This is a genomic window from Sphaerotilus montanus (assembly GCF_013410775.1).
Lineage (GTDB): Bacteria > Pseudomonadota > Gammaproteobacteria > Burkholderiales > Burkholderiaceae_C > Sphaerotilus > Sphaerotilus montanus.
This window is the reverse complement of record NZ_JACCFH010000001.1, coordinates 4,401,191-4,417,451: the sequence shown is the minus strand read 5'-3', so window position 1 is coordinate 4,417,451 and position 16,261 is coordinate 4,401,191. Positions and strand designations below refer to the sequence as shown.

Sequence of the window (16,261 nt, the reverse complement as noted above, 5' to 3'; positions counted from 1 at the left end):
GCCGGACCCCGCTACGGAGTTCCCCGCAGCTTGTCTCCAAAAAGACAGGACCACACCTCCCGCCTCTCCTAGACTGCGCCGCATGGCCCGGCGCACTCGCTCCCCCCGGTCGGGCCGCCCGCTAGCGCAGGAGACCCGAACCCCATGACTGCCACATCCACCCGCCACGGCGCCGTCGCCGTCATCATGCTCGACAACCCGCCCGTCAACGGCCTCGGCTACGACACGCGCCGCGCTTTCGCCGCCCATGTGCAGGCCGCGGACGCCGATCCAGCCGTCACCGCCATCGTCATCACCGGCGCCGGCAAGGCGTTTTCCGGCGGCGCCGACATCAAGGAGTTCGGCTCGCCCAAGGCCATCGCCGAGCCGAACCTGCTCAGCCTGATCCGCCTGCTGGAGAACTGCAGCAAGCCGACCATCGCCGCGATCCACAGCGTCTGCATGGGCGGCGGGCTGGAGCTGTCGCTGGGCTGCCATTACCGCGTGTCCGCACCGGGCGCCAGCATCGCGCTGCCGGAAGTGAAGATCGGCCTCGTCCCCGGCGCGGGCGGCACGCAGCGCCTGCCGCGCGCCCTTGGCGTGGAAACTGCGCTGAACATGATCGTCTCCGGCGACCCGGTGAAGAGCGAAGTCCTGGCCCAGGTGCCGGGCCAGAAGCTGATCGACCGCATGATCGACGGCGACCTGCTGGCCGGCGCGCTGGCCTTCGCCGAGGAGGTCGCCGCCGTGCGCCCGCTGCCGCTGGTGCGCAACCTGAAGGCGACGCACCCCGAATCCGACGCCTACTTCCAGTTCGCCCGCAACACCGCCAAGGCGATGGCGAAGAACTTCCCCGCGCCGGCCCGCTGTGTCGACTGTGTCGAGCAGGCGGTCAAGGCCAAGTTCGACGCCGGCATGGTCTACGAGCGCGAAGCCTTCGTTGCGCTGATGATGACGCCCGAGTGCAAGGCGCTGCGCCACGCCTTCTTCGCTGAACGCGCCGCCAGCAAGATCCCCGATGTGCCCGAGAACACGCCGCAGCGGCCGATCGCCAAGATCGCCGTGATCGGCGCCGGCACGATGGGCGGTGGCATCAGCATGAACTTCCTCAACGCTGGCATCCCGGTGGTGATGCTGGAGATGAAGCAGGAGGCGCTGGACCGTGGCGTGGCCACCATCCGCAAGAACTACGAGGCGCAGGTCAAGAAGGGCAAGCTCAAGCAGGACAAGTACGAGCAGCGCATGGCCCTGCTGACCACCACGCTGCACTACGCCGAGATCGGTGACGCGGACATGGTGATCGAGGCGGTGTTCGAGGACATCGAGGTCAAGCGCGCCGTCTTCGAGCAGCTCGACGCGGTGATGAAGCCGGGCGCGATCCTGGCGTCCAACACCTCGACGCTGGACGTGGACAAGATCGCCAGCTTCACCAAGCGCCCGCAGGACGTGGTCGGCACGCACTTCTTCAGCCCCGCCAACGTGATGAAGCTGCTCGAAGTGGTGCGCGGCGCGGCCACGGCCAAGGACGTGCTGGCCACCGTGATGGCGCTGGGCAAGAAGATCAAGAAGACCTGCGTGGTCTCGGGCGTGTGCGATGGCTTCATCGGCAACCGGATGATCGAGCAGTACAGCCGCCAGGCCGGCTTCCTGCTGGAAGAGGGCTGCACGCCGCAGCAGGTGGACCGGGCGGTCGAGAAGTTCGGCTTCGCGATGGGGCCGTTCCGCATGGGCGATCTGGCCGGCAACGACATCGGCTGGTTCATCCGCAAGCGCCGCTACCAGGAGAAGCCGAACATGCGTTACAGCAAGACGGCCGACCTGCTGTGCGAACTCGGCCGCTACGGGCAGAAGACGGGCGCGGGCTGGTATGACTACGTGCCGGGCCAGCGCAACGCGATCCCGAGCGCGCTGGTCGAGCAGATGATCGCCGACCACCGCACCGCGCTGGGCATCACGCCGCGCAAGATCAGCGACGAGGAAATCGTCCACCGGCTGGTGTATTCGCTGGTCAACGAGGCGGCGAAGATCCTGGAAGAGGGCATCGCCAGCAAGGCCAGCGACATCGACATGGTCTACCTGACCGGCTACGGCTTCCCGCTGCACCGGGGCGGTCCGATGTGCTACGCCGACACGCAGGGGCTGTTCAACGTGGTCGAGGACATGAAGCGCTTCGCCCGCAATCCGCATGACGACGCCGAGTTCTGGCAGCCAGCGCCGCTGCTGGCGCGGCTCGTGGCCGAAGGCAAGACCTTCAGCTGAGCGGCGGTCGGGCCGTCAGACCACGGCTCCTTTCAGTGGTTGTACAATTTAACGTACCACTGATTGGGGCCGTATTCCATGGACGCCATTTCCTACTCTTCCGCACGCGCCAACCTGGCCACCACCATGGACCGCGTGTGCAACGACCATGAGCCGTTGATCATCACGCGCAACGGCCAGCAGTCCGTGGTGATGCTGTCGCTGGAGGACTTCACGGCACTCGAAGAAACGGCCTACCTGCTGCGCAGCCCGGCGAACGCGAAGCGCCTGATGGGTGCCATCGAGCAACTCGGCGCGGGCGGTGGCACCGAGCGGACGCTGGCCGAATGAAGCTGATCTTTGCGGATGCCGCATGGGAGGACTACCTCTTCTGGCAGCGGCAGGACAAGCGCATGGTCGAGCGCATCAACAAGCTGATCAAGGAAGTCCAGCGCGAGCCGTTTTCCGGGATCGGGAAACCGGAGCCGCTGAAACATGCGCTGGCGGGATACTGGTCGCGGCGCCTCACGGATGAACACCGGATGGTCTACAAGGTGGAAGGCGAGGCGCTGTTGATTGCGCAACTGCGGTATCACTATTGAGCGATCGGAGCGATCGACCAGACCTTCAGCTGACCGCCCCGCGGCGGATCGCATCCGCCCGGTCGACGACGCTCTGGCGCTGGGCGTCGTCCAGCCGCGCGAGGTTCTTCACCTGCAGCGCCATGCGCGGGTTCTTCGCCAGCAGCGTCTCGTGGCGCATCAGGAAGTCCCAGTACAGCGTGGTGAAGGGGCAGGCGCGGTCGCCCGTGCGCTGCGCCGGGTCGTAGCGGCAGCCTTGGCAGTGCGGGCTCATGCGCTCGATGTACTTGCCGGTGGCGATGTACGGCTTGCTGCCCATCAGCCCACCGTCCGCGTACTGGCCCATGCCCAGCGTGTTCGGCAGTTCGACCCATTCCACCGCGTCCACATACACCGACAGGTACCAGGCGTGGACCTGCTGCGGCTCGACGCCGAACATCAGCGCATACAGGCCCGTGACCATCAGACGCTGGATGTGGTTGGCGTAGCCGTGGGTCAGGGTCTGCGTGAGGGCGTCGCGCAGGCAGGCCATGTCGGTGTCGCCGGTCCAGTACCAGCCCGGCAGGTCCGCGGTGGCGCCGAGCATGTTGCGGCTCAGGTAGCCGGGCATCTGCGTCCAGTAGATCCCGCGCACATATTCGCGCCAGCCGAGGATCTGGCGCACGAAGCCTTCCACGCTGGACAAGGGCGCACGTCCCGCGTCGTGCGCCGCCACGGCCGCCTCGACCACCTCGCGCGGGTTCAGCAGCTTCAGGTTCAGCGCGGCCGACAGGTGTGCGTGGTAGAGCCACGGGTTGCCTGGCCACATCGCGTCCTGGTAGCGGCCGAACAGCGACAGGCGCTCGTCCACAAAGGTGTGCAACGCCTGCAGGGCCTGCGCGCGGGTCACTGGCCAGGCGAACTGCGCCAGGCTGCCCGGGTGGCTGGCGAAGCGCTGCGCCACGAGTTCGAGCACTTCGCGCGTCACGGCATCCGGCGCGAACATGCTGCGCGGCGGCACCATGCCCGGGCCGGCGGCACCGAATGCCTCGCGGTTGTCCGCATCGAAGTTCCACTGTCCACCGAGCGGCTGGGCGTCGTCCTGCGGGTCCATCAGCACGCGGTGGCGCTTGCGTTGCTCGCGGTAGAAATACTCCATGCGCAGCGACTTGCGGCCCCGGGCGTGGGCTGCGAACTCGCGCACGGTGGTGTAGAAGTGGCGGTCGTCGCGGATGTCCAGCGGCAGCGCGCAGGTCTGCGCCACACCCTGGATCGCTTTCAGCACACGCCAGTCGCCCGGGGCCGTCATCACCAGTCGGGCGGGGCGCAGGCGCACGATGTCGGCGTGTAGTTGTGCTGCGAGACTGCCCTGGTTGTCGGGTGCGTCCAGCCGCATGTAACGCAAGGGACGGCCGGCGCCCTGCAAGGCCAGCGCGAAGTGACGCATCGCAGCCAGGAACATCGCCGTGCGGGGCTGGCTCGACCAGACATGGGTGGATTCCTCGGCCACCTCGGCCATCCACACTGTGTCCGTCCGGGGATCGAAGCCATCGAAGGCCGAAGCGTCGAGGTCGAGCTGGTCGCCCAGCACGATCACCAGCGTGCGCAGCTCAGCCACGGTGGGCCTTCAGGCGCCGGCAGGCGTCGCTGCAGTACTTCACCTCGGCCCAGTTCTTGGCCCAGCTGCGGCGCCAGGTCATGACGCGGCCACAGACCACGCAGACCTTGCTGGGCAAGGCGGCCTTGTTGCCGCGGAAGCTGGAAGGCGTGCTCATGGCGATGGAGCCGCAAGGCCCGTCGTCGCGGGGTGATCCAGGTAATAGCCGGCCGCCAGCGCCAGCGTGTAGGTGGGGAACGGGCCTTCGTGTTCCATGCACGCGGGCAGCTGGTCGGCGGCCTTCATGTACGCCTGCGCCCGCAGCGGTGCAGCGTGTCCGGGGCCGGCGTCGAGTTCGATCTCGACGCGCAGGTAGCCAGTCGGTTGGCCGACTTCCTCGAAGGCGTCCATCGCGGGCAGCGCGGCGGCGTCGACTTCGTAGACCTCGCCCGTGACCTGGTGGCCTTCACCGGGCCGGTGGACGAGCCACGGCGCGCGGTCCTCGTGCGGCAGCCGGACGACGTACAGCGGGAAGCGCTCGCGGGTCCGGAAGGTGCCGGCTACTCGCTGGCCCTGGTTGAGGCCGTGGTTGGGGAAGCCCTCTTTCAGGGTGCCGTAGACGAACAGGAGGACGGGCATGGCGGGCGGGAGCGGCTTGCGGACAGCGGGACACGAAGGCGCCGATTGTGCCCCCGCGTTCCTGTCTCCGAAACGACAGGCCGCCATCGGGCGGTCGACCTAGACTGCGTGCGAACTGACGCACCCCGGAGCTTGCCCCCATGACCAATGCCGTGATCGTTTCCACCGCACGCACCCCGCTGGCCAAGAGCTGGAAGGGCGCGTTCAACATGACCCATGGCGCCACGCTCGGCGGCCACGCCGTCGCGGCGGCCGTCCAGCGCGCGGGCATTGACCCCGGCGTGATCGAGGACGTGATCATGGGCTGTGCCAACCCCGAAGGCGCCACGGGCTGGAACATCGCCCGCCAGATCGCGCTGCGCGCCGGCCTGCCCATCGGCGTGTCGGGCATGACCGTCAACCGCTTCTGCTCCAGCGGCCTGCAGACGATCGCGCTGGCCGCCCAGCGCATCATCGCGGGCGAGGGCGAGGTCTACGTGGCCGGTGGCGTGGAAAGCATTTCCTGCGTGCAGCAGGAGATGAACCAGCACATGTTCATCGACTCCTGGCTGCAGCAGCACAAGCCGGAGATCTACTGGCCGATGCTGCAGACTGCCGAGAACGTGGCCAAGCGCTACGGCATGTCCCGCGAGCGCATGGACCAGTTCGGCGCCGAGAGCCAGCAGAAGGCCTGCGCCGCACAGGCCGCCGGCAAGTTCGCCGACGAGATCGTGCCGATCACCGTGACCGCGGGCGTGGCCGACAAGGTGCTGGGCCTGCGCACGAAGCAGGTCACCGTCAGCGCCGACGAGGGCCTGCGCGAAGGCACGACCTATGCCTCTGTCAGCGGCATCCGTTCTGCCATGCCGGGTGGCGTGGTCACCGCGGGCAATGCGAGCCAGTTCAGCGACGGCGCGGGTGCCTGCGTCGTGGTGGACGAACGCTACGCCGAGCGCCACGGCCTGCAGCCGCTGGGGCGTTTTCTCGGCTTCGCGGTCGGGGGTTGCGAGCCGGACGAGATGGGCATCGGCCCGGTCTACGCGGTGCCGAAGGTGCTGGCGCGGCTCGGCCTGACGGTGGACGACATCGGCCTGTGGGAGCTGAACGAGGCCTTCGCCGTGCAGGTGCTGTACTGCGCCGACAAGCTCGGCATCCCGATGGACCGGCTGAACGTCAACGGCGGCGCCATCGCGGTCGGCCACCCCTACGGCATGAGCGGCCAGCGCCTGACCGGCCACGCACTGATCGAAGGCAAGCGCCGCGGCGCCAAGTACGTCTGCGTGACGATGTGCATCGGCGGCGGCATGGGCGCGGCGGGCGTCTTCGAAGTGCTGTGAGAACGGTGCGATGAGCGGCCTGCGCCAGAACCTCGATTTCCTGTTGCACGACTGGCTGGGGGTTGCATCGCTGACCACGCGTCCGCGCTTCGCCGACCACAGCCGGGAGACCTTCGCCGCCGTGCTCGACACCTGCGAGCGCATCGCCCGCGAGAAGTTCGCCCCGGCCAACCGGACGGCCGATGTGCAGGAGCCGCATTTCGACGGCGAATGTGTCCACCTGCCCGAGAGCACACGGGCCGCCAGCGACGCCTACGTGGCCTCCGGCATGCTCGCGGCGGCGCAGGACTACGACCTGGGCGGGATGCAGTTGCCCTGCGTCATCGAGATGGCGGCCAACAGCTTCTTCGCGAAGGCGGGCATCGGCCTCGGTGGCCACATGCTGACCAGCGGCAACGCCAATCTGCTGATGGCCCACGGCACCGAGGCGCAGTGCCGTGTCTTCGCCCACCAGGAGTTCAGCGGGCGCTTCTTCGGGACCATGTGCCTGAGCGAGCCGCAGGCCGGATCGAGCCTGTCCGACATCCTCACCCGCGCCGAGCCGGATGGGGACGACAGCGCCAGCGACCCGCTCGGCCCGCGTTTCCGCCTGCGCGGCCACAAGATGTGGATCAGCAACGGCGAGCACGAACTGGCCGAGAACATCGTCCACCTCGTGCTGGCCAAGATTCCCGGCCCGGACGGCAAGCTGGTGCCCGGTGCACGGGGCATCTCGCTGTTCATCGTTCCGAAACGATTGGTCGATCTTGACGGAGATTTGACCGGAGAGCGTAATGATGTGGCACTCGCCGGGCTGAACCACAAGCTCGGCTACCGTGGCATCCCGAACACGCTGCTGAACTTCGGCGAGGGCAAGTACCCGGTGCGCGGCGCGGCCGGCGCCATCGGCTACCTCGTCGGCAAGCCAGGCGACGGCCTGCGCTGCATGTTCCACATGATGAACGAGGCGCGGATCGCGGTCGGCCTCGGCGCGGTGATGCTGGGCTATGCCGGCTACGAGGCCAGCCTCGATTACGCCCGCGGCCGTCCGCAGGGCCGCCCGATTGGCCCCGGCGGCAAGGATCCGAGCCAGCCGCAGATCCCGATCATTCGCCACGCCGACGTGAAGCGGATGCTGCTCGCGCAGAAGAGCTATGTCGAAGGTGGCCTCGCGCTCGAACTGTATTGCGCGCGGCTGGTCGACGAGCAGCACACCGGCGATGCGCAGGCGGCGAAGGACGCCGCGCTGCTGCTGGAGATGCTCACGCCGATCGCCAAGAGCTGGCCGAGCGAGTGGTGTCTGGAGGCGAACAGCCTGGCGATCCAGGTCCACGGCGGTTACGGCTACACCCGCGACTATCCGGTGGAGCAGTACTGGCGCGACAACCGCCTGAACATGATCCACGAGGGCACGCACGGCATCCAGGCGCTGGACTTGCTGGGGCGCAAGGTGGTGATGGACGGCGGGGCGGGCCTGCTCGCCTTGGCGCAGCGCATCAACGGCACCATCGAACGCGCCTCGCCGCACGCCGACTTGCATCCGCAGGCGACGGCGCTGGCCGCGGCACTGCAGCAGATCGGTGCCGCGACCAAGGCGGCGTGGTCCACGGGCGTGCCCGAGGAGGCGCTGGCCAACGCCGTGCCGTATCTGCAGGCCTTCGGGCATGTCGTGCTGGCGTGGATCTGGCTCGATGTGGCGCTGTCGGTCGATCCGGCGACGCCCGCGGGACAGGGGCGACTCGCCGCCGGCCGCTATTTCTTTCGCCACGAGCTGCCGCGCATCGATGCATGGCTGGCCGTGGTCCGCACACGCGATGACACCTGCCGCACGGTGCAGGACGATTGGTTCTGACTGGTTTTGACCAAGGAAACCCCATGGGCACCCCGATTTCGCAACTCTTCGACCTGACGGGCCGCGTCGCGCTGGTCACCGGTGGCTCGCGCGGGCTGGGCCTGCAGATCGCCGAAGCGCTCGGTGACGCGGGCGCCAAGGTCATGCTCACCGCCCGCAAGGCCGGCGAACTCGAAGCCGCCGTCGCGCAGTTGCAGGCCCGCGGCATCGACGCCCGCTGGGTCGCCGCCGATGCAAGCACGGCGGACGGTGTGGCCAAGATCGTGGACGACACCGTCGAGCGCCTGGGCGACATCGACATCCTCGTCAACAACGCGGGCGCCACCTGGGGCGCGCCGGCCGAGGATCACCCGGTCGAGGCGTGGGACAAGGTGATGGACCTGAACGTGCGCGCCGTGTTCCTGATCAGCCAGGCGGTGGGCAAGCGCTGCATGATCCCGCGCCACGCCGGGCGGATCATCAACGTGGCGTCGATCGCGGGCCTCTCGGGCAACAGCGGGATCATGACCACGATCGCCTACAACACCAGCAAGGGCGCGGTGGTCAACTTCACGCGGGCGTTGGCCGGCGAGTGGGGCCGCCACGGCATCACCGTCAACGCGCTCGCGCCGGGTTTCTTCCCGAGCAAGATGACCCGTGGCACGCTGGCCCATTTCGGCGAGGAGAAGCTGGCTGCCAAGGCGCCGCTGAACCGGCTCGGCGATGATGACGACCTCAAGGGCGCTGCCGTGCTCTTCGCCAGCACGGCGGGCAAGCACATCACCGGGCAGATCCTGGCGGTGGACGGCGGCGTCAGTGCCGTTCATGGCGGCTGAACCTGCCCCTGTCATCCCGATGCAATTTCCCGTTTCCATCCCCTTCGTCGACCACCTCGGTTTCGAGCTGATCCGCTTTGATGGCGGCGAGGCCGAGATCCATGTCGAGCTGAAGCCCGAGTTGCTGAACTCCTTCCTCGTCGCGCATGGCGGGCTGTCGATGACGCTGCTGGACGTCGTGATGGCCCACGCCGCCCGCAGCGTCCAGCACGAAAGCGGCGCCGTCACGATCGAGATGAAGACCTCGTTCTTCCGCCCCGGTGAAGGGCGCCTGCGGGCGATCGGCAAGCTGCTGCACCGCTCGGCGACGATGGCCTTCACCGAGGGGCATGTCTATGGCACGGATGGGCAGCTCTGCGCCCATGCGACGGGGACGTTCAAGTATGTGAAGCGCCTGCCGGCTGCCGGGCGGGAGATCAAGTCGCTGCAGCGGCGGGAGGATCGTCCACATCCACCTCTGCAAACAGATCCTCCGCACTGATGCGCAGATCCACGCTCGCGAACGCCACCCCTTGACCCAGCTCGAACGGATGCAGCAGCCACAAGCCATCCCCCTGCCGGCGGTACACATCGCAGCCACGGCTGGACAGGTCGATCAGCGCGATTTCCTGCAACGACGCCATCTGGCGGTAGTGTGCGAACTTGGCGCCCCGGTCATAGGCGGCGGTACCGGGCGAGAGGACTTCGATCACCAGCGTCGGCTCGCGCATGACCAGCTGACTGGTGCGGTCGCTTGCGCTGCACGTCACGAACACGTCCGGATAGAAGTAGCTGCCCGACGTTTCCGCGTGGAGCTTCATGTCGCTCATGAACGTCCGGCATGGCGTGCCGCGCAGGTGCTGGCGCAACGCCATGTAGAGATTGCCCGCCACCATCGCATGCCCTGCGCCCGCGCCAGCCATCGCGAACACTTCGCCGCTGACAAATTCATGCCGTTCGACCTGACCCGCTTCCCATGCGAGGAACTCGGCGGCGGTCATGGCGGGCTGTCGTGCGGCGTGTCCCATTCAGTTTCTCCGGTGGCACAAGGATTATCCGTGCCGATCCTGCCTTGACGAAAGAAAGACGCTCATGTCCCTGACCAACCACCAGATCCTCCTCGCCTCCCGCCCCCAAGGCGAGCCGACCACCGACAACTTCCGCCTCGTCGAGACCCCGGTGCCCGAGCTGGAGGCCGGCCAGGTGCTGGTGCGCCACCACTACCTGAGCCTCGACCCGTACATGCGCGGCCGGATGAACGACGGCAAGAGCTACGCCCAGCCGCAGCCGCTGGACGCGGTGATGATCGGCGGCACGGTCGGCGAGGTCGTCGCGTCGCGCAACGGCAATTTCAACGTCGGTGACCACGTCGTCGGCATGGGCGGCTGGCAGGAATACGCCGTCGTGGACGCGACCCAGCGCGGCGTGCTGCAGAAGGTGGACACGCGCCACGTCCCGCTGTCGGCCTACCTCGGCGCGGTCGGCATGCCGGGCGTGACGGGCTGGTACGGGCTGGTCAAGATCATCGACCCGAAGGAGGGCGAAACCGTCGTCGTCAGCGCGGCCAGCGGCGCCGTCGGCTCGGTCGTCGGCCAGCTCGCCAAGGCGCGCGGCTGCCGCGTCGTCGGTCTGGCGGGCGGCCCGGACAAGTGCGCCTATGTGACGGACGAACTCGGCTTCGATGCCTGCATCGATTACCGCCAGTTTCCGGACCTGAAGTCGCTGTCCGGCGCGCTGAAGGTGGCGTGTCCGAAGGGCATCGACGGCTATTTCGAGAACGTCGGCGGCGTGATCCTGGACGCCGTGATGCTGCGCGCCAATGCCTTCAGCCGCGTGGCGATGTGCGGGATGATCGCCGGCTACAACGGCGAGCCGATGCCGATGGCCAACCCGGCGCTGATCCTCGTCAACCGCATGAAGATCGAGGGCTTCATCGTCAGCGAGCACATGAACGTCTGGCCCGAGGCCCTGAAGGAACTCGGCGCGGGCGTGGCGACCGGCCAGATCAAGTTCCGTGAATCGGTCGCGCAGGGCATCGCCAGCGCGCCGGAAGCGTTCCTCGGCCTGCTGAAGGGCAAGAACTTCGGCAAGCAGCTCGTCAAGCTGGTCTGAGAAAGGCACGGCGATGAAAACGTTGATTGGCAAGACCGCCGTACTGACCGGCGCGGCCTCCGGCTTCGGGCTGGAACTGGCGCGGCTGTGCGCGGGGCAGGGCATGAAGATCATCATGGCCGACGTGCAGCAGGACGCGCTCGACCGCGCCGCCGCGGAGGTCGCGGCACTCGGACGGCCCAACGGCGCCGAGGTACTGGCGTATCGGCTCGATGTGTCCAAGGCCGATCAGGTCGAGGCGCTCGGCGCTGCCACGCTCGCACGCTTCGGCGCACCGCACCTGGTGTTCAACAACGCGGGGGTCGGCGCGGGCGGGCTCATCTGGGAACACACGCTGGCGGACTGGGAATGGGTCATCGGCGTGAACCTGATGGGCGTGGCGCATGGCGTGCGCGTGTTCACGCCGATGATGCTGGCTGCAGCCAAGGCGGACCCGGACTGGGAAGGCCACATCGTCAACACCGCGTCGATGGCCGGGCTGCTGAACGCGCCGAACATGGGCGTCTACAACGTGACCAAGCACGCGGTGGTGAGCCTGTCGGAGACGCTGTACCAGGACTTGTCACTCGTCACCTCGCAGGTCGGCGCCAGCGTGCTGTGCCCGTACTTCGTGCCGACCGGCATCCACCAGAGCGACCGCAACCGGCCCGCCGACCTGCCCGCCGCCCAGCCGACGCAGAGCCAGTTGATCGGCAAGGCGATGGGCGACAAGGCGGTGACCAGCGGCAAGGTGAGCGCGGCCGAGGTGGCGCAGAAGGTGGTGGACGCGGTGCTGGCCGGGCAGTTCTACATCTACAGCCACCCGCGCGCGATCGGGCTGGTGGGCACGCGGCTGGAGGATGTGCTGCAGGGGCGCAACCCGACGGATCCGTTCAAGGACCGGCCGGATCTGGGGGACAAGCTGCGGGCGGCGCTGCGCGGGTGAGCACGGACGCGGGGGCGGCCGTCCCCCGTCACAATGCCGCATGACCGCATTTCGTTCCGAACGTCCCTCCGACCCCGACACCCACGTCCACACCCTCGCCAACGGCGTGCGCGTGCTGACCATCGTGCAGCCGCACCTGGAAAGCGCCTGCGTCAGCGTCTATGTGCGCACCGGCAGCCGCCACGAGAGCGCCCGGCTCAACGGCATCAGCCACGTCGTCGAGCACATGGCGTTCAAGGGCACCCGCACCCGCGACTGCCAGCAGATCAACCTCGACGCCGAACAGCTCGGCGCCGAGGCCAACGCCCACACCGACAAGGACCACACCGCCTACCACCTGCGCGGGCTGGCGCAGCACGCGCCGCAGTTCATCCGCATGCTCGGCGACATCGTGCTGGAGAGCCAGTTCCCCGAGTCGGAGCTGGAGCGCGAGCGGCAGGTGATCCTGCAGGAGTACCTGGAGGACGAGGACGACGCGCTGTCCACCGCGTTCAAGCTTTTCGATGAAGCCTGCTACGGCCGCCACGCGCTGGCGCAGCCGGTGATCGGCAAGCGCCGCAACATCGAGCGCTTCAGCCGCGACGAGCTGATGGGCTATGTGCAGCGCCAGTACACGGGGGCGAATGTCATCGTGGCGGTCTGCGGCCCCGTGGATCCGCAGGCGATGGCGGCGCAGGCCGAGGCCGTCTTCGGCGCCATGCCGGCGGGCGCGCCGAACCTGATCGCGGCGCCGGCCTACCTGGGCGGCGTGCGCACGAAGCGCATGAGCGGCTCCAGCCAGACGCATGTCGTGCTGGGATTTCCGGTGCCGACGCAGTGCGACCCCGACATGCCGGCCGCCGTGATGGCCGCGACGGTGTTTGGCGAGGGCATGAGTTCGCCGCTGCTCGACCGGGTGCGCGAGCGGCTGGGGCTGGTCTATTACGCGGGCTGCTCGGCGGACGTGTCGGACCTGGCCGGGCAGTTCGTCATCGAGGCGTCCACGACCCCGGAACACCTCGACGCGCTGTTCACCGAAGTCACCACGCTGCTGCAGGCGCAGGCCGTGTCCATCGATCCGGTGCATCTGGAGCGCGCCCGCAACCAGCTGGCCGTGCGCAGTGTGCGGGCCCGGGAGCGGTCACAGCGCCGGCTGGAGGGCGCGGCGCAGGATCTGTTCGTGTTCGGCCGCGTGCGCCCGTCCGGTGAATGGATGGAGCGGATCGCCTCGATCGACGCCGACGAGGTCCGGCTGCAGTTCGAGCGCATGCTGGCCGCGCCGGTGTCGGCGGCGATCACCGGCAAGGTGCCGGCGGGCACCAAGGAGCGCTGCCAGCATCGGCTGGCCAGCCTGCAGAGTCCGTCCGCCTGACCAGGCGGTGGGTCTCCTCAGTACATCTGCCTATCGCGGCGCGTGGTGTGCTCTGGTCCACTCAGGACATGAACGCACCGATCCTGCAGCGCTGCTCCATCGACACTGCCACGATCAATCCGGACAGGCGGGCTCGTTACTGGGAGGACCAGTGCCGGGATGCCATGTTCAGCTTCCGCTGCTCGCCCCATGCCGACGAGGGCCTGCGGGCCCGCCAGACCTGTCTCGACATCGGTCCGCTGCGCATCGCGCTGACCTGTGCGAACGAACATGTCATCGAACGGACGCCGGACCTGGTCCGTGCCTTTCCACGCGAATCGATGTTCGTCAATCTGATCCTGACCGGCGAAGCCTTCGTCTACCAGCGCGGACACTGCGCCAAGATGCATGCAGGCGAGATGCTGGTCTATGACGCGCGCCACCCCTACCTGTTTGGTGGTGCACGGGATTTCGCGCTGCTGCACATCGACATCCCCGCGCAGCTGTTTCAGACCCAGCTCGCGCGCATCGACACCACCCAGCCGATTCATGTGGCCGCCACGCACAGCACGCACCTGCTTTACCAGCGCACGCTCATCCGCTTGCTGCTGAACCTGCTGAACGGGCCCGAGCGCGCCGAATGGCCCGCTGCCGTGCTGACGCAGCAGGTCTGTGATCTGCTGGGGTCCTTGCTCGGTCCGGTCGAGGGCCGTGGTGCGATGTCAGCGCTCAGCGCGGGCCATCTGCTGGCGGCCAAGCAGTACATCGAGGAGCACTACGCCGATGAGGGGCTGGATGCCGAACAGATCGCCGTGACGGTCGGCGTGTCGGCGCGCCACCTGCGTCGGTTGTTCGCTGCGCAGGAACTCTCGGTGGGCGATTTTGTGCTGGCGTGTCGCCTGGACCACGCCCACCACATGCTGACGGACCCGCGTGAGCGCCCAGGTACGGTCGCGGAGGTGGCCTACCGCTGTGGCTTCGCCAGCCACGCGCATTTTTCAAGGGTGTTCAAGCAGCGCTTCGGCCTGACGCCCACCGAGGTGCCGAGCACCAGCCGGCACTAGGTGCCGCATGGCGCACCGGGTCGGAACGGATCCACCAGGACCTTGCACTGCGACGTTCGCCGCCGCAGTGCCTCGAAGGCGACGGGCAGATCCGCCAGTGCGATCGTCTCGGAGATCAGCGCCTGTGGGGCACGATGGCCCTGGTCGAGCGCATCGATCGCAATCTCGAATTCACGCATGCTGAAGAACACCGACATGGTGATGCGGACCTCCTTGGAGATCGCGCGGAAGGCATCGAAGTGGTCCTGTGCCGTACACAGACCCAGCACCAGCACCGTGCCGCGCGGACGCACCAGCCCGATGCACCGGTCGATCAGGCCGGGCTTGCCGACACACTCGAACACCACATCGGGCTCGCCGCCGAGGCGATCACGGGCCTGGCGTGCGAGATCGTCGTCGGCGATCAGGAAGGCCGTGGCGCCCAACGCCAGCGCGCGCTGTTCCTGGTGACGGTGCAGATCGGTCACGACCACCGAACCCGCCCCCAGCCGGCGCGCCCAGTAGGCCACCGCCAGGCCAATCGCGCCAGCGCCGACCACCAGCACCCGGTCGCCCGGTTCCATCCGTGCCTGCCGCACGCCATGCAGTGCAACCGCCAGCGGTTCGGCCAATGCGCCATCCGCCGCCGAGATGCCCCAAGGCAGCTTGCGGCACTGGCGCGCGGCCAGGGCGGTGTACTGCGCATAGCCGCCGCCGATCAGTCGCATCTGGGCGCACCAGGCCGGCTCGCCGCGGTGGCAACTGTCGCAGGCGCCACAACCGGACAGGGGAGCGGCAGTGACCTGGTCCCCGACCTTCAGGTGCGTCACGCCGGCGCCGACCTCCAGCACCTTGCCCGAGAATTCGTGGCCCAGCACGTCGCCTGCGCGGGCGCCGAACACGGGGTCCTGGGTGATGTGCAGGTCGCTGCCGCAGATGCCGCAGCGGCAGATCTTGAGCAGCACCTGGTAGCGGTCGGGTTCCGGGTCGTCCAGCTCGACCAGCCGCAGGGGCTGATTCAAGGCGTCGAAGATGGCGGCTTGCATGCGGGCTCCGTGCTCAATCGACCCGGCCGAGCATCTGCCCGCCATCGATCACCAGTTGCGCGCCCGTCATGAACGACGAGGCCCGTGAGGCCAGGTACAGCGCCAGCGGCTTGATTTCTTCCGTGTCCGCCACCCGGTGCATCGGCACGCGCACCTGGAAGGCCGCGCGGTCGGCCGGGTTGCGCAGGCGCCCGCCAGCGATGTTGGTGGCAAACGGGCCCGGCGCGATGGCGTTGACGCGGATGCCGTAGCGTGCCAGCTCCATCGCGGCCTGCCGCACCAGGGACGCTGCACCGGCCTTGGCCGGCATGTACGGCGTGCCGACGATGGCTTCGTTGATCACCGCGGCGTTCGAGGTGGTGACGATGATGCTGCCGGCACCGCGTGGTTTCATCAGCCGGGCAGCGGCGCGCAGGCTGGTGAACACCGAGGTCAGGTTGGTGGCGAGCACGGCATCCCAGTGGCGCTCGTCGAGGTGTTCCAGCGCACCATCGGGATTGCGGGCGTTGTCCGGGGTGAGAAATCCCGGACCGGCATCGATGCCCGCGTTGGCGAACAGCACATCCAGCCCGCCGTGCGCCTCGGCACTGCGCGCGAAGGCAGCCTCCAGCGCGCGGCGGTCGGTCACATCGACCACCTCGCTGCGCACGTCCGCACCCGCGGCGCCCAATCGCTGGGTGGCCGCCTCCAGGCCGGCGGCGTTGAAGTCGAACAGGCTGACGCGGGCACCGTGTTCGGCCATCACTTCGGCGTAGGCCAGACCGATGCCGCTGGCCGCGCCGGTGACGACGCAGGCCAGGCCGGACACATCGAATTGCTTCAGGATCGAGGTGGTCATCATGGTCCCGTTG

Annotated in this window: 17 protein-coding genes; 11 read left to right on the top strand and 6 right to left on the bottom strand. The window is 68.2% G+C overall.

Annotated features, from left to right (window positions below):
* The first annotated feature begins 144 nt into the window (after window positions 1-144).
* The 3 genes from BDD16_RS20180 (at window position 145) to BDD16_RS20170 (ending at window position 2,819) form a co-directional block, all read left to right on the top strand.
* Window positions 145-2,238 (top strand): 3-hydroxyacyl-CoA dehydrogenase NAD-binding domain-containing protein, encoded by a 2,094-nt coding sequence (locus tag BDD16_RS20180; protein WP_179635585.1) that lies wholly within the window; start codon window positions 145-147, stop codon window positions 2,236-2,238.
* Window positions 2,239-2,316: 78 nt separating this feature from the next.
* A complete protein-coding gene (locus BDD16_RS20175) occupies window positions 2,317-2,568 on the top strand; it encodes a type II toxin-antitoxin system Phd/YefM family antitoxin (protein WP_179635584.1) in 252 nt (83 codons plus the stop codon).
* On the top strand, window positions 2,565-2,819 hold the full coding sequence (locus tag BDD16_RS20170; RefSeq protein ID WP_179635583.1) for a Txe/YoeB family addiction module toxin: 255 nt from the start codon (window positions 2,565-2,567) through the stop codon (window positions 2,817-2,819). Before BDD16_RS20175 ends, BDD16_RS20170 begins: the two co-directional genes overlap by 4 nt.
* A 25-nt stretch (window positions 2,820-2,844) precedes the next feature.
* Here the strand turns inward: BDD16_RS20170 and BDD16_RS20165 are convergent, their stop codons facing one another.
* Genes BDD16_RS20165 through BDD16_RS20155 form a run of 3 tightly spaced genes read right to left on the bottom strand, consistent with a single transcriptional unit; the run spans window position 2,845 to window position 5,013 of the window.
* Window positions 2,845-4,395: a cryptochrome/photolyase family protein gene (locus BDD16_RS20165; protein ID WP_179635582.1), complete on the bottom strand. Its 1,551-nt coding sequence runs from the start codon at window positions 4,393-4,395 to the stop codon at window positions 2,845-2,847.
* A complete protein-coding gene (locus tag BDD16_RS20160) occupies window positions 4,388-4,552 on the bottom strand; it encodes a DUF2256 domain-containing protein (protein WP_179635581.1) in 165 nt (54 codons plus the stop codon). Before BDD16_RS20160 ends, BDD16_RS20165 begins: the two co-directional genes overlap by 8 nt.
* Entirely contained in the window at window positions 4,549-5,013 is a 465-nt protein-coding gene (locus BDD16_RS20155) for a gamma-glutamylcyclotransferase family protein (RefSeq protein ID WP_179635580.1), read from the bottom strand. The genes BDD16_RS20160 and BDD16_RS20155 overlap by 4 nt, the downstream gene beginning before the upstream one ends.
* A gap of 140 nt (window positions 5,014-5,153) precedes the next feature.
* Between BDD16_RS20155 and BDD16_RS20150 the strand changes: the two genes are divergently transcribed.
* Genes BDD16_RS20150 through BDD16_RS20135 form a run of 4 tightly spaced genes read left to right on the top strand, consistent with a single transcriptional unit; the run spans window position 5,154 to window position 9,456 of the window.
* The gene (locus BDD16_RS20150; protein ID WP_179635579.1) at window positions 5,154-6,329 is read left to right on the top strand and encodes an acetyl-CoA C-acyltransferase; all 1,176 of its coding nucleotides are present in this window, start codon (window positions 5,154-5,156) and stop codon (window positions 6,327-6,329) included.
* A 10-nt stretch (window positions 6,330-6,339) separates the two neighbouring features.
* The gene (locus BDD16_RS20145) at window positions 6,340-8,160 is read left to right on the top strand and encodes an acyl-CoA dehydrogenase (RefSeq protein WP_179635578.1); all 1,821 of its coding nucleotides are present in this window, start codon (window positions 6,340-6,342) and stop codon (window positions 8,158-8,160) included.
* A gap of 23 nt (window positions 8,161-8,183) precedes the next feature.
* A complete protein-coding gene (locus BDD16_RS20140; RefSeq protein WP_179635577.1) occupies window positions 8,184-8,975 on the top strand; it encodes an SDR family oxidoreductase in 792 nt (263 codons plus the stop codon).
* A 19-nt stretch (window positions 8,976-8,994) separates the two neighbouring features.
* Window positions 8,995-9,456, top strand: a complete 462-nt coding sequence (locus tag BDD16_RS20135) for a PaaI family thioesterase (protein ID WP_179635576.1) — start codon at window positions 8,995-8,997, stop codon at window positions 9,454-9,456.
* Here BDD16_RS20135 and BDD16_RS20130 read toward each other — a convergent pair.
* Window positions 9,392-9,955 (bottom strand): Uma2 family endonuclease, encoded by a 564-nt coding sequence (locus tag BDD16_RS20130; protein ID WP_246332624.1) that lies wholly within the window; start codon window positions 9,953-9,955, stop codon window positions 9,392-9,394. The two genes, BDD16_RS20135 and BDD16_RS20130, sit on opposite strands and share 65 nt — an antisense overlap.
* A 91-nt stretch (window positions 9,956-10,046) precedes the next feature.
* Between BDD16_RS20130 and BDD16_RS20125 the strand changes: the two genes are divergently transcribed.
* The 4 genes from BDD16_RS20125 (at window position 10,047) to BDD16_RS20110 (ending at window position 14,385) form a co-directional block, all read left to right on the top strand.
* On the top strand, window positions 10,047-11,066 hold the full coding sequence (locus BDD16_RS20125) for an NADP-dependent oxidoreductase (protein WP_179635574.1): 1,020 nt from the start codon (window positions 10,047-10,049) through the stop codon (window positions 11,064-11,066).
* Between the two features lie 13 nt (window positions 11,067-11,079).
* Window positions 11,080-11,991 (top strand): SDR family oxidoreductase, encoded by a 912-nt coding sequence (locus BDD16_RS20120; protein ID WP_179635573.1) that lies wholly within the window; start codon window positions 11,080-11,082, stop codon window positions 11,989-11,991.
* Window positions 11,992-12,031: 40 nt separating this feature from the next.
* On the top strand, window positions 12,032-13,342 hold the full coding sequence (locus BDD16_RS20115) for a M16 family metallopeptidase (RefSeq protein ID WP_179635572.1): 1,311 nt from the start codon (window positions 12,032-12,034) through the stop codon (window positions 13,340-13,342).
* 68 nt (window positions 13,343-13,410) lie between these two features.
* On the top strand, window positions 13,411-14,385 hold the full coding sequence (locus tag BDD16_RS20110; RefSeq protein WP_179635571.1) for a helix-turn-helix domain-containing protein: 975 nt from the start codon (window positions 13,411-13,413) through the stop codon (window positions 14,383-14,385).
* On the opposite strand, the gene BDD16_RS20105 is transcribed toward BDD16_RS20110, so the two are convergent.
* Together BDD16_RS20105 and BDD16_RS20100 are read right to left on the bottom strand one after the other, a co-directional pair.
* The gene (locus BDD16_RS20105) at window positions 14,382-15,410 is read right to left on the bottom strand and encodes a zinc-dependent alcohol dehydrogenase (RefSeq protein WP_179635570.1); all 1,029 of its coding nucleotides are present in this window, start codon (window positions 15,408-15,410) and stop codon (window positions 14,382-14,384) included. The genes BDD16_RS20110 and BDD16_RS20105 overlap by 4 nt on opposite strands.
* 13 nt (window positions 15,411-15,423) lie before the next feature.
* A complete protein-coding gene (locus BDD16_RS20100; RefSeq protein ID WP_218897886.1) occupies window positions 15,424-16,248 on the bottom strand; it encodes an SDR family NAD(P)-dependent oxidoreductase in 825 nt (274 codons plus the stop codon).
* Window positions 16,249-16,261 lie beyond the last annotated feature (13 nt).

Bases quoted from the DNA above. Each gene is read 5' to 3' on its own strand.
- BDD16_RS20180 (WP_179635585.1), top strand. From the start codon at position 145: ATGACTGCCACATCCACCCGCCACGGCGCCGTCGCCGTCATCATGCTC.
- BDD16_RS20175 (WP_179635584.1), top strand. From the start codon at position 2,317: ATGGACGCCATTTCCTACTCTTCCGCACGCGCCAACCTGGCCACCACC.
- BDD16_RS20170 (WP_179635583.1), top strand. From the start codon at position 2,565: ATGAAGCTGATCTTTGCGGATGCCGCATGGGAGGACTACCTCTTCTGG.
- BDD16_RS20160 (WP_179635581.1), bottom strand. From the start codon at position 4,552: ATGAGCACGCCTTCCAGCTTCCGCGGCAACAAGGCCGCCTTGCCCAGC.
- BDD16_RS20155 (WP_179635580.1), bottom strand. From the start codon at position 5,013: ATGCCCGTCCTCCTGTTCGTCTACGGCACCCTGAAAGAGGGCTTCCCC.
- BDD16_RS20150 (WP_179635579.1), top strand. From the start codon at position 5,154: ATGACCAATGCCGTGATCGTTTCCACCGCACGCACCCCGCTGGCCAAG.
- BDD16_RS20145 (WP_179635578.1), top strand. From the start codon at position 6,340: ATGAGCGGCCTGCGCCAGAACCTCGATTTCCTGTTGCACGACTGGCTG.
- BDD16_RS20140 (WP_179635577.1), top strand. From the start codon at position 8,184: ATGGGCACCCCGATTTCGCAACTCTTCGACCTGACGGGCCGCGTCGCG.
- BDD16_RS20135 (WP_179635576.1), top strand. From the start codon at position 8,995: ATGCAATTTCCCGTTTCCATCCCCTTCGTCGACCACCTCGGTTTCGAG.
- BDD16_RS20130 (WP_246332624.1), bottom strand. From the start codon at position 9,955: ATGACCGCCGCCGAGTTCCTCGCATGGGAAGCGGGTCAGGTCGAACGG.
- BDD16_RS20125 (WP_179635574.1), top strand. From the start codon at position 10,047: ATGTCCCTGACCAACCACCAGATCCTCCTCGCCTCCCGCCCCCAAGGC.
- BDD16_RS20120 (WP_179635573.1), top strand. From the start codon at position 11,080: ATGAAAACGTTGATTGGCAAGACCGCCGTACTGACCGGCGCGGCCTCC.
- BDD16_RS20115 (WP_179635572.1), top strand. From the start codon at position 12,032: ATGACCGCATTTCGTTCCGAACGTCCCTCCGACCCCGACACCCACGTC.
- BDD16_RS20110 (WP_179635571.1), top strand. From the start codon at position 13,411: ATGAACGCACCGATCCTGCAGCGCTGCTCCATCGACACTGCCACGATC.
- BDD16_RS20105 (WP_179635570.1), bottom strand. From the start codon at position 15,410: ATGCAAGCCGCCATCTTCGACGCCTTGAATCAGCCCCTGCGGCTGGTC.
- BDD16_RS20100 (WP_218897886.1), bottom strand. From the start codon at position 16,248: ATGACCACCTCGATCCTGAAGCAATTCGATGTGTCCGGCCTGGCCTGC.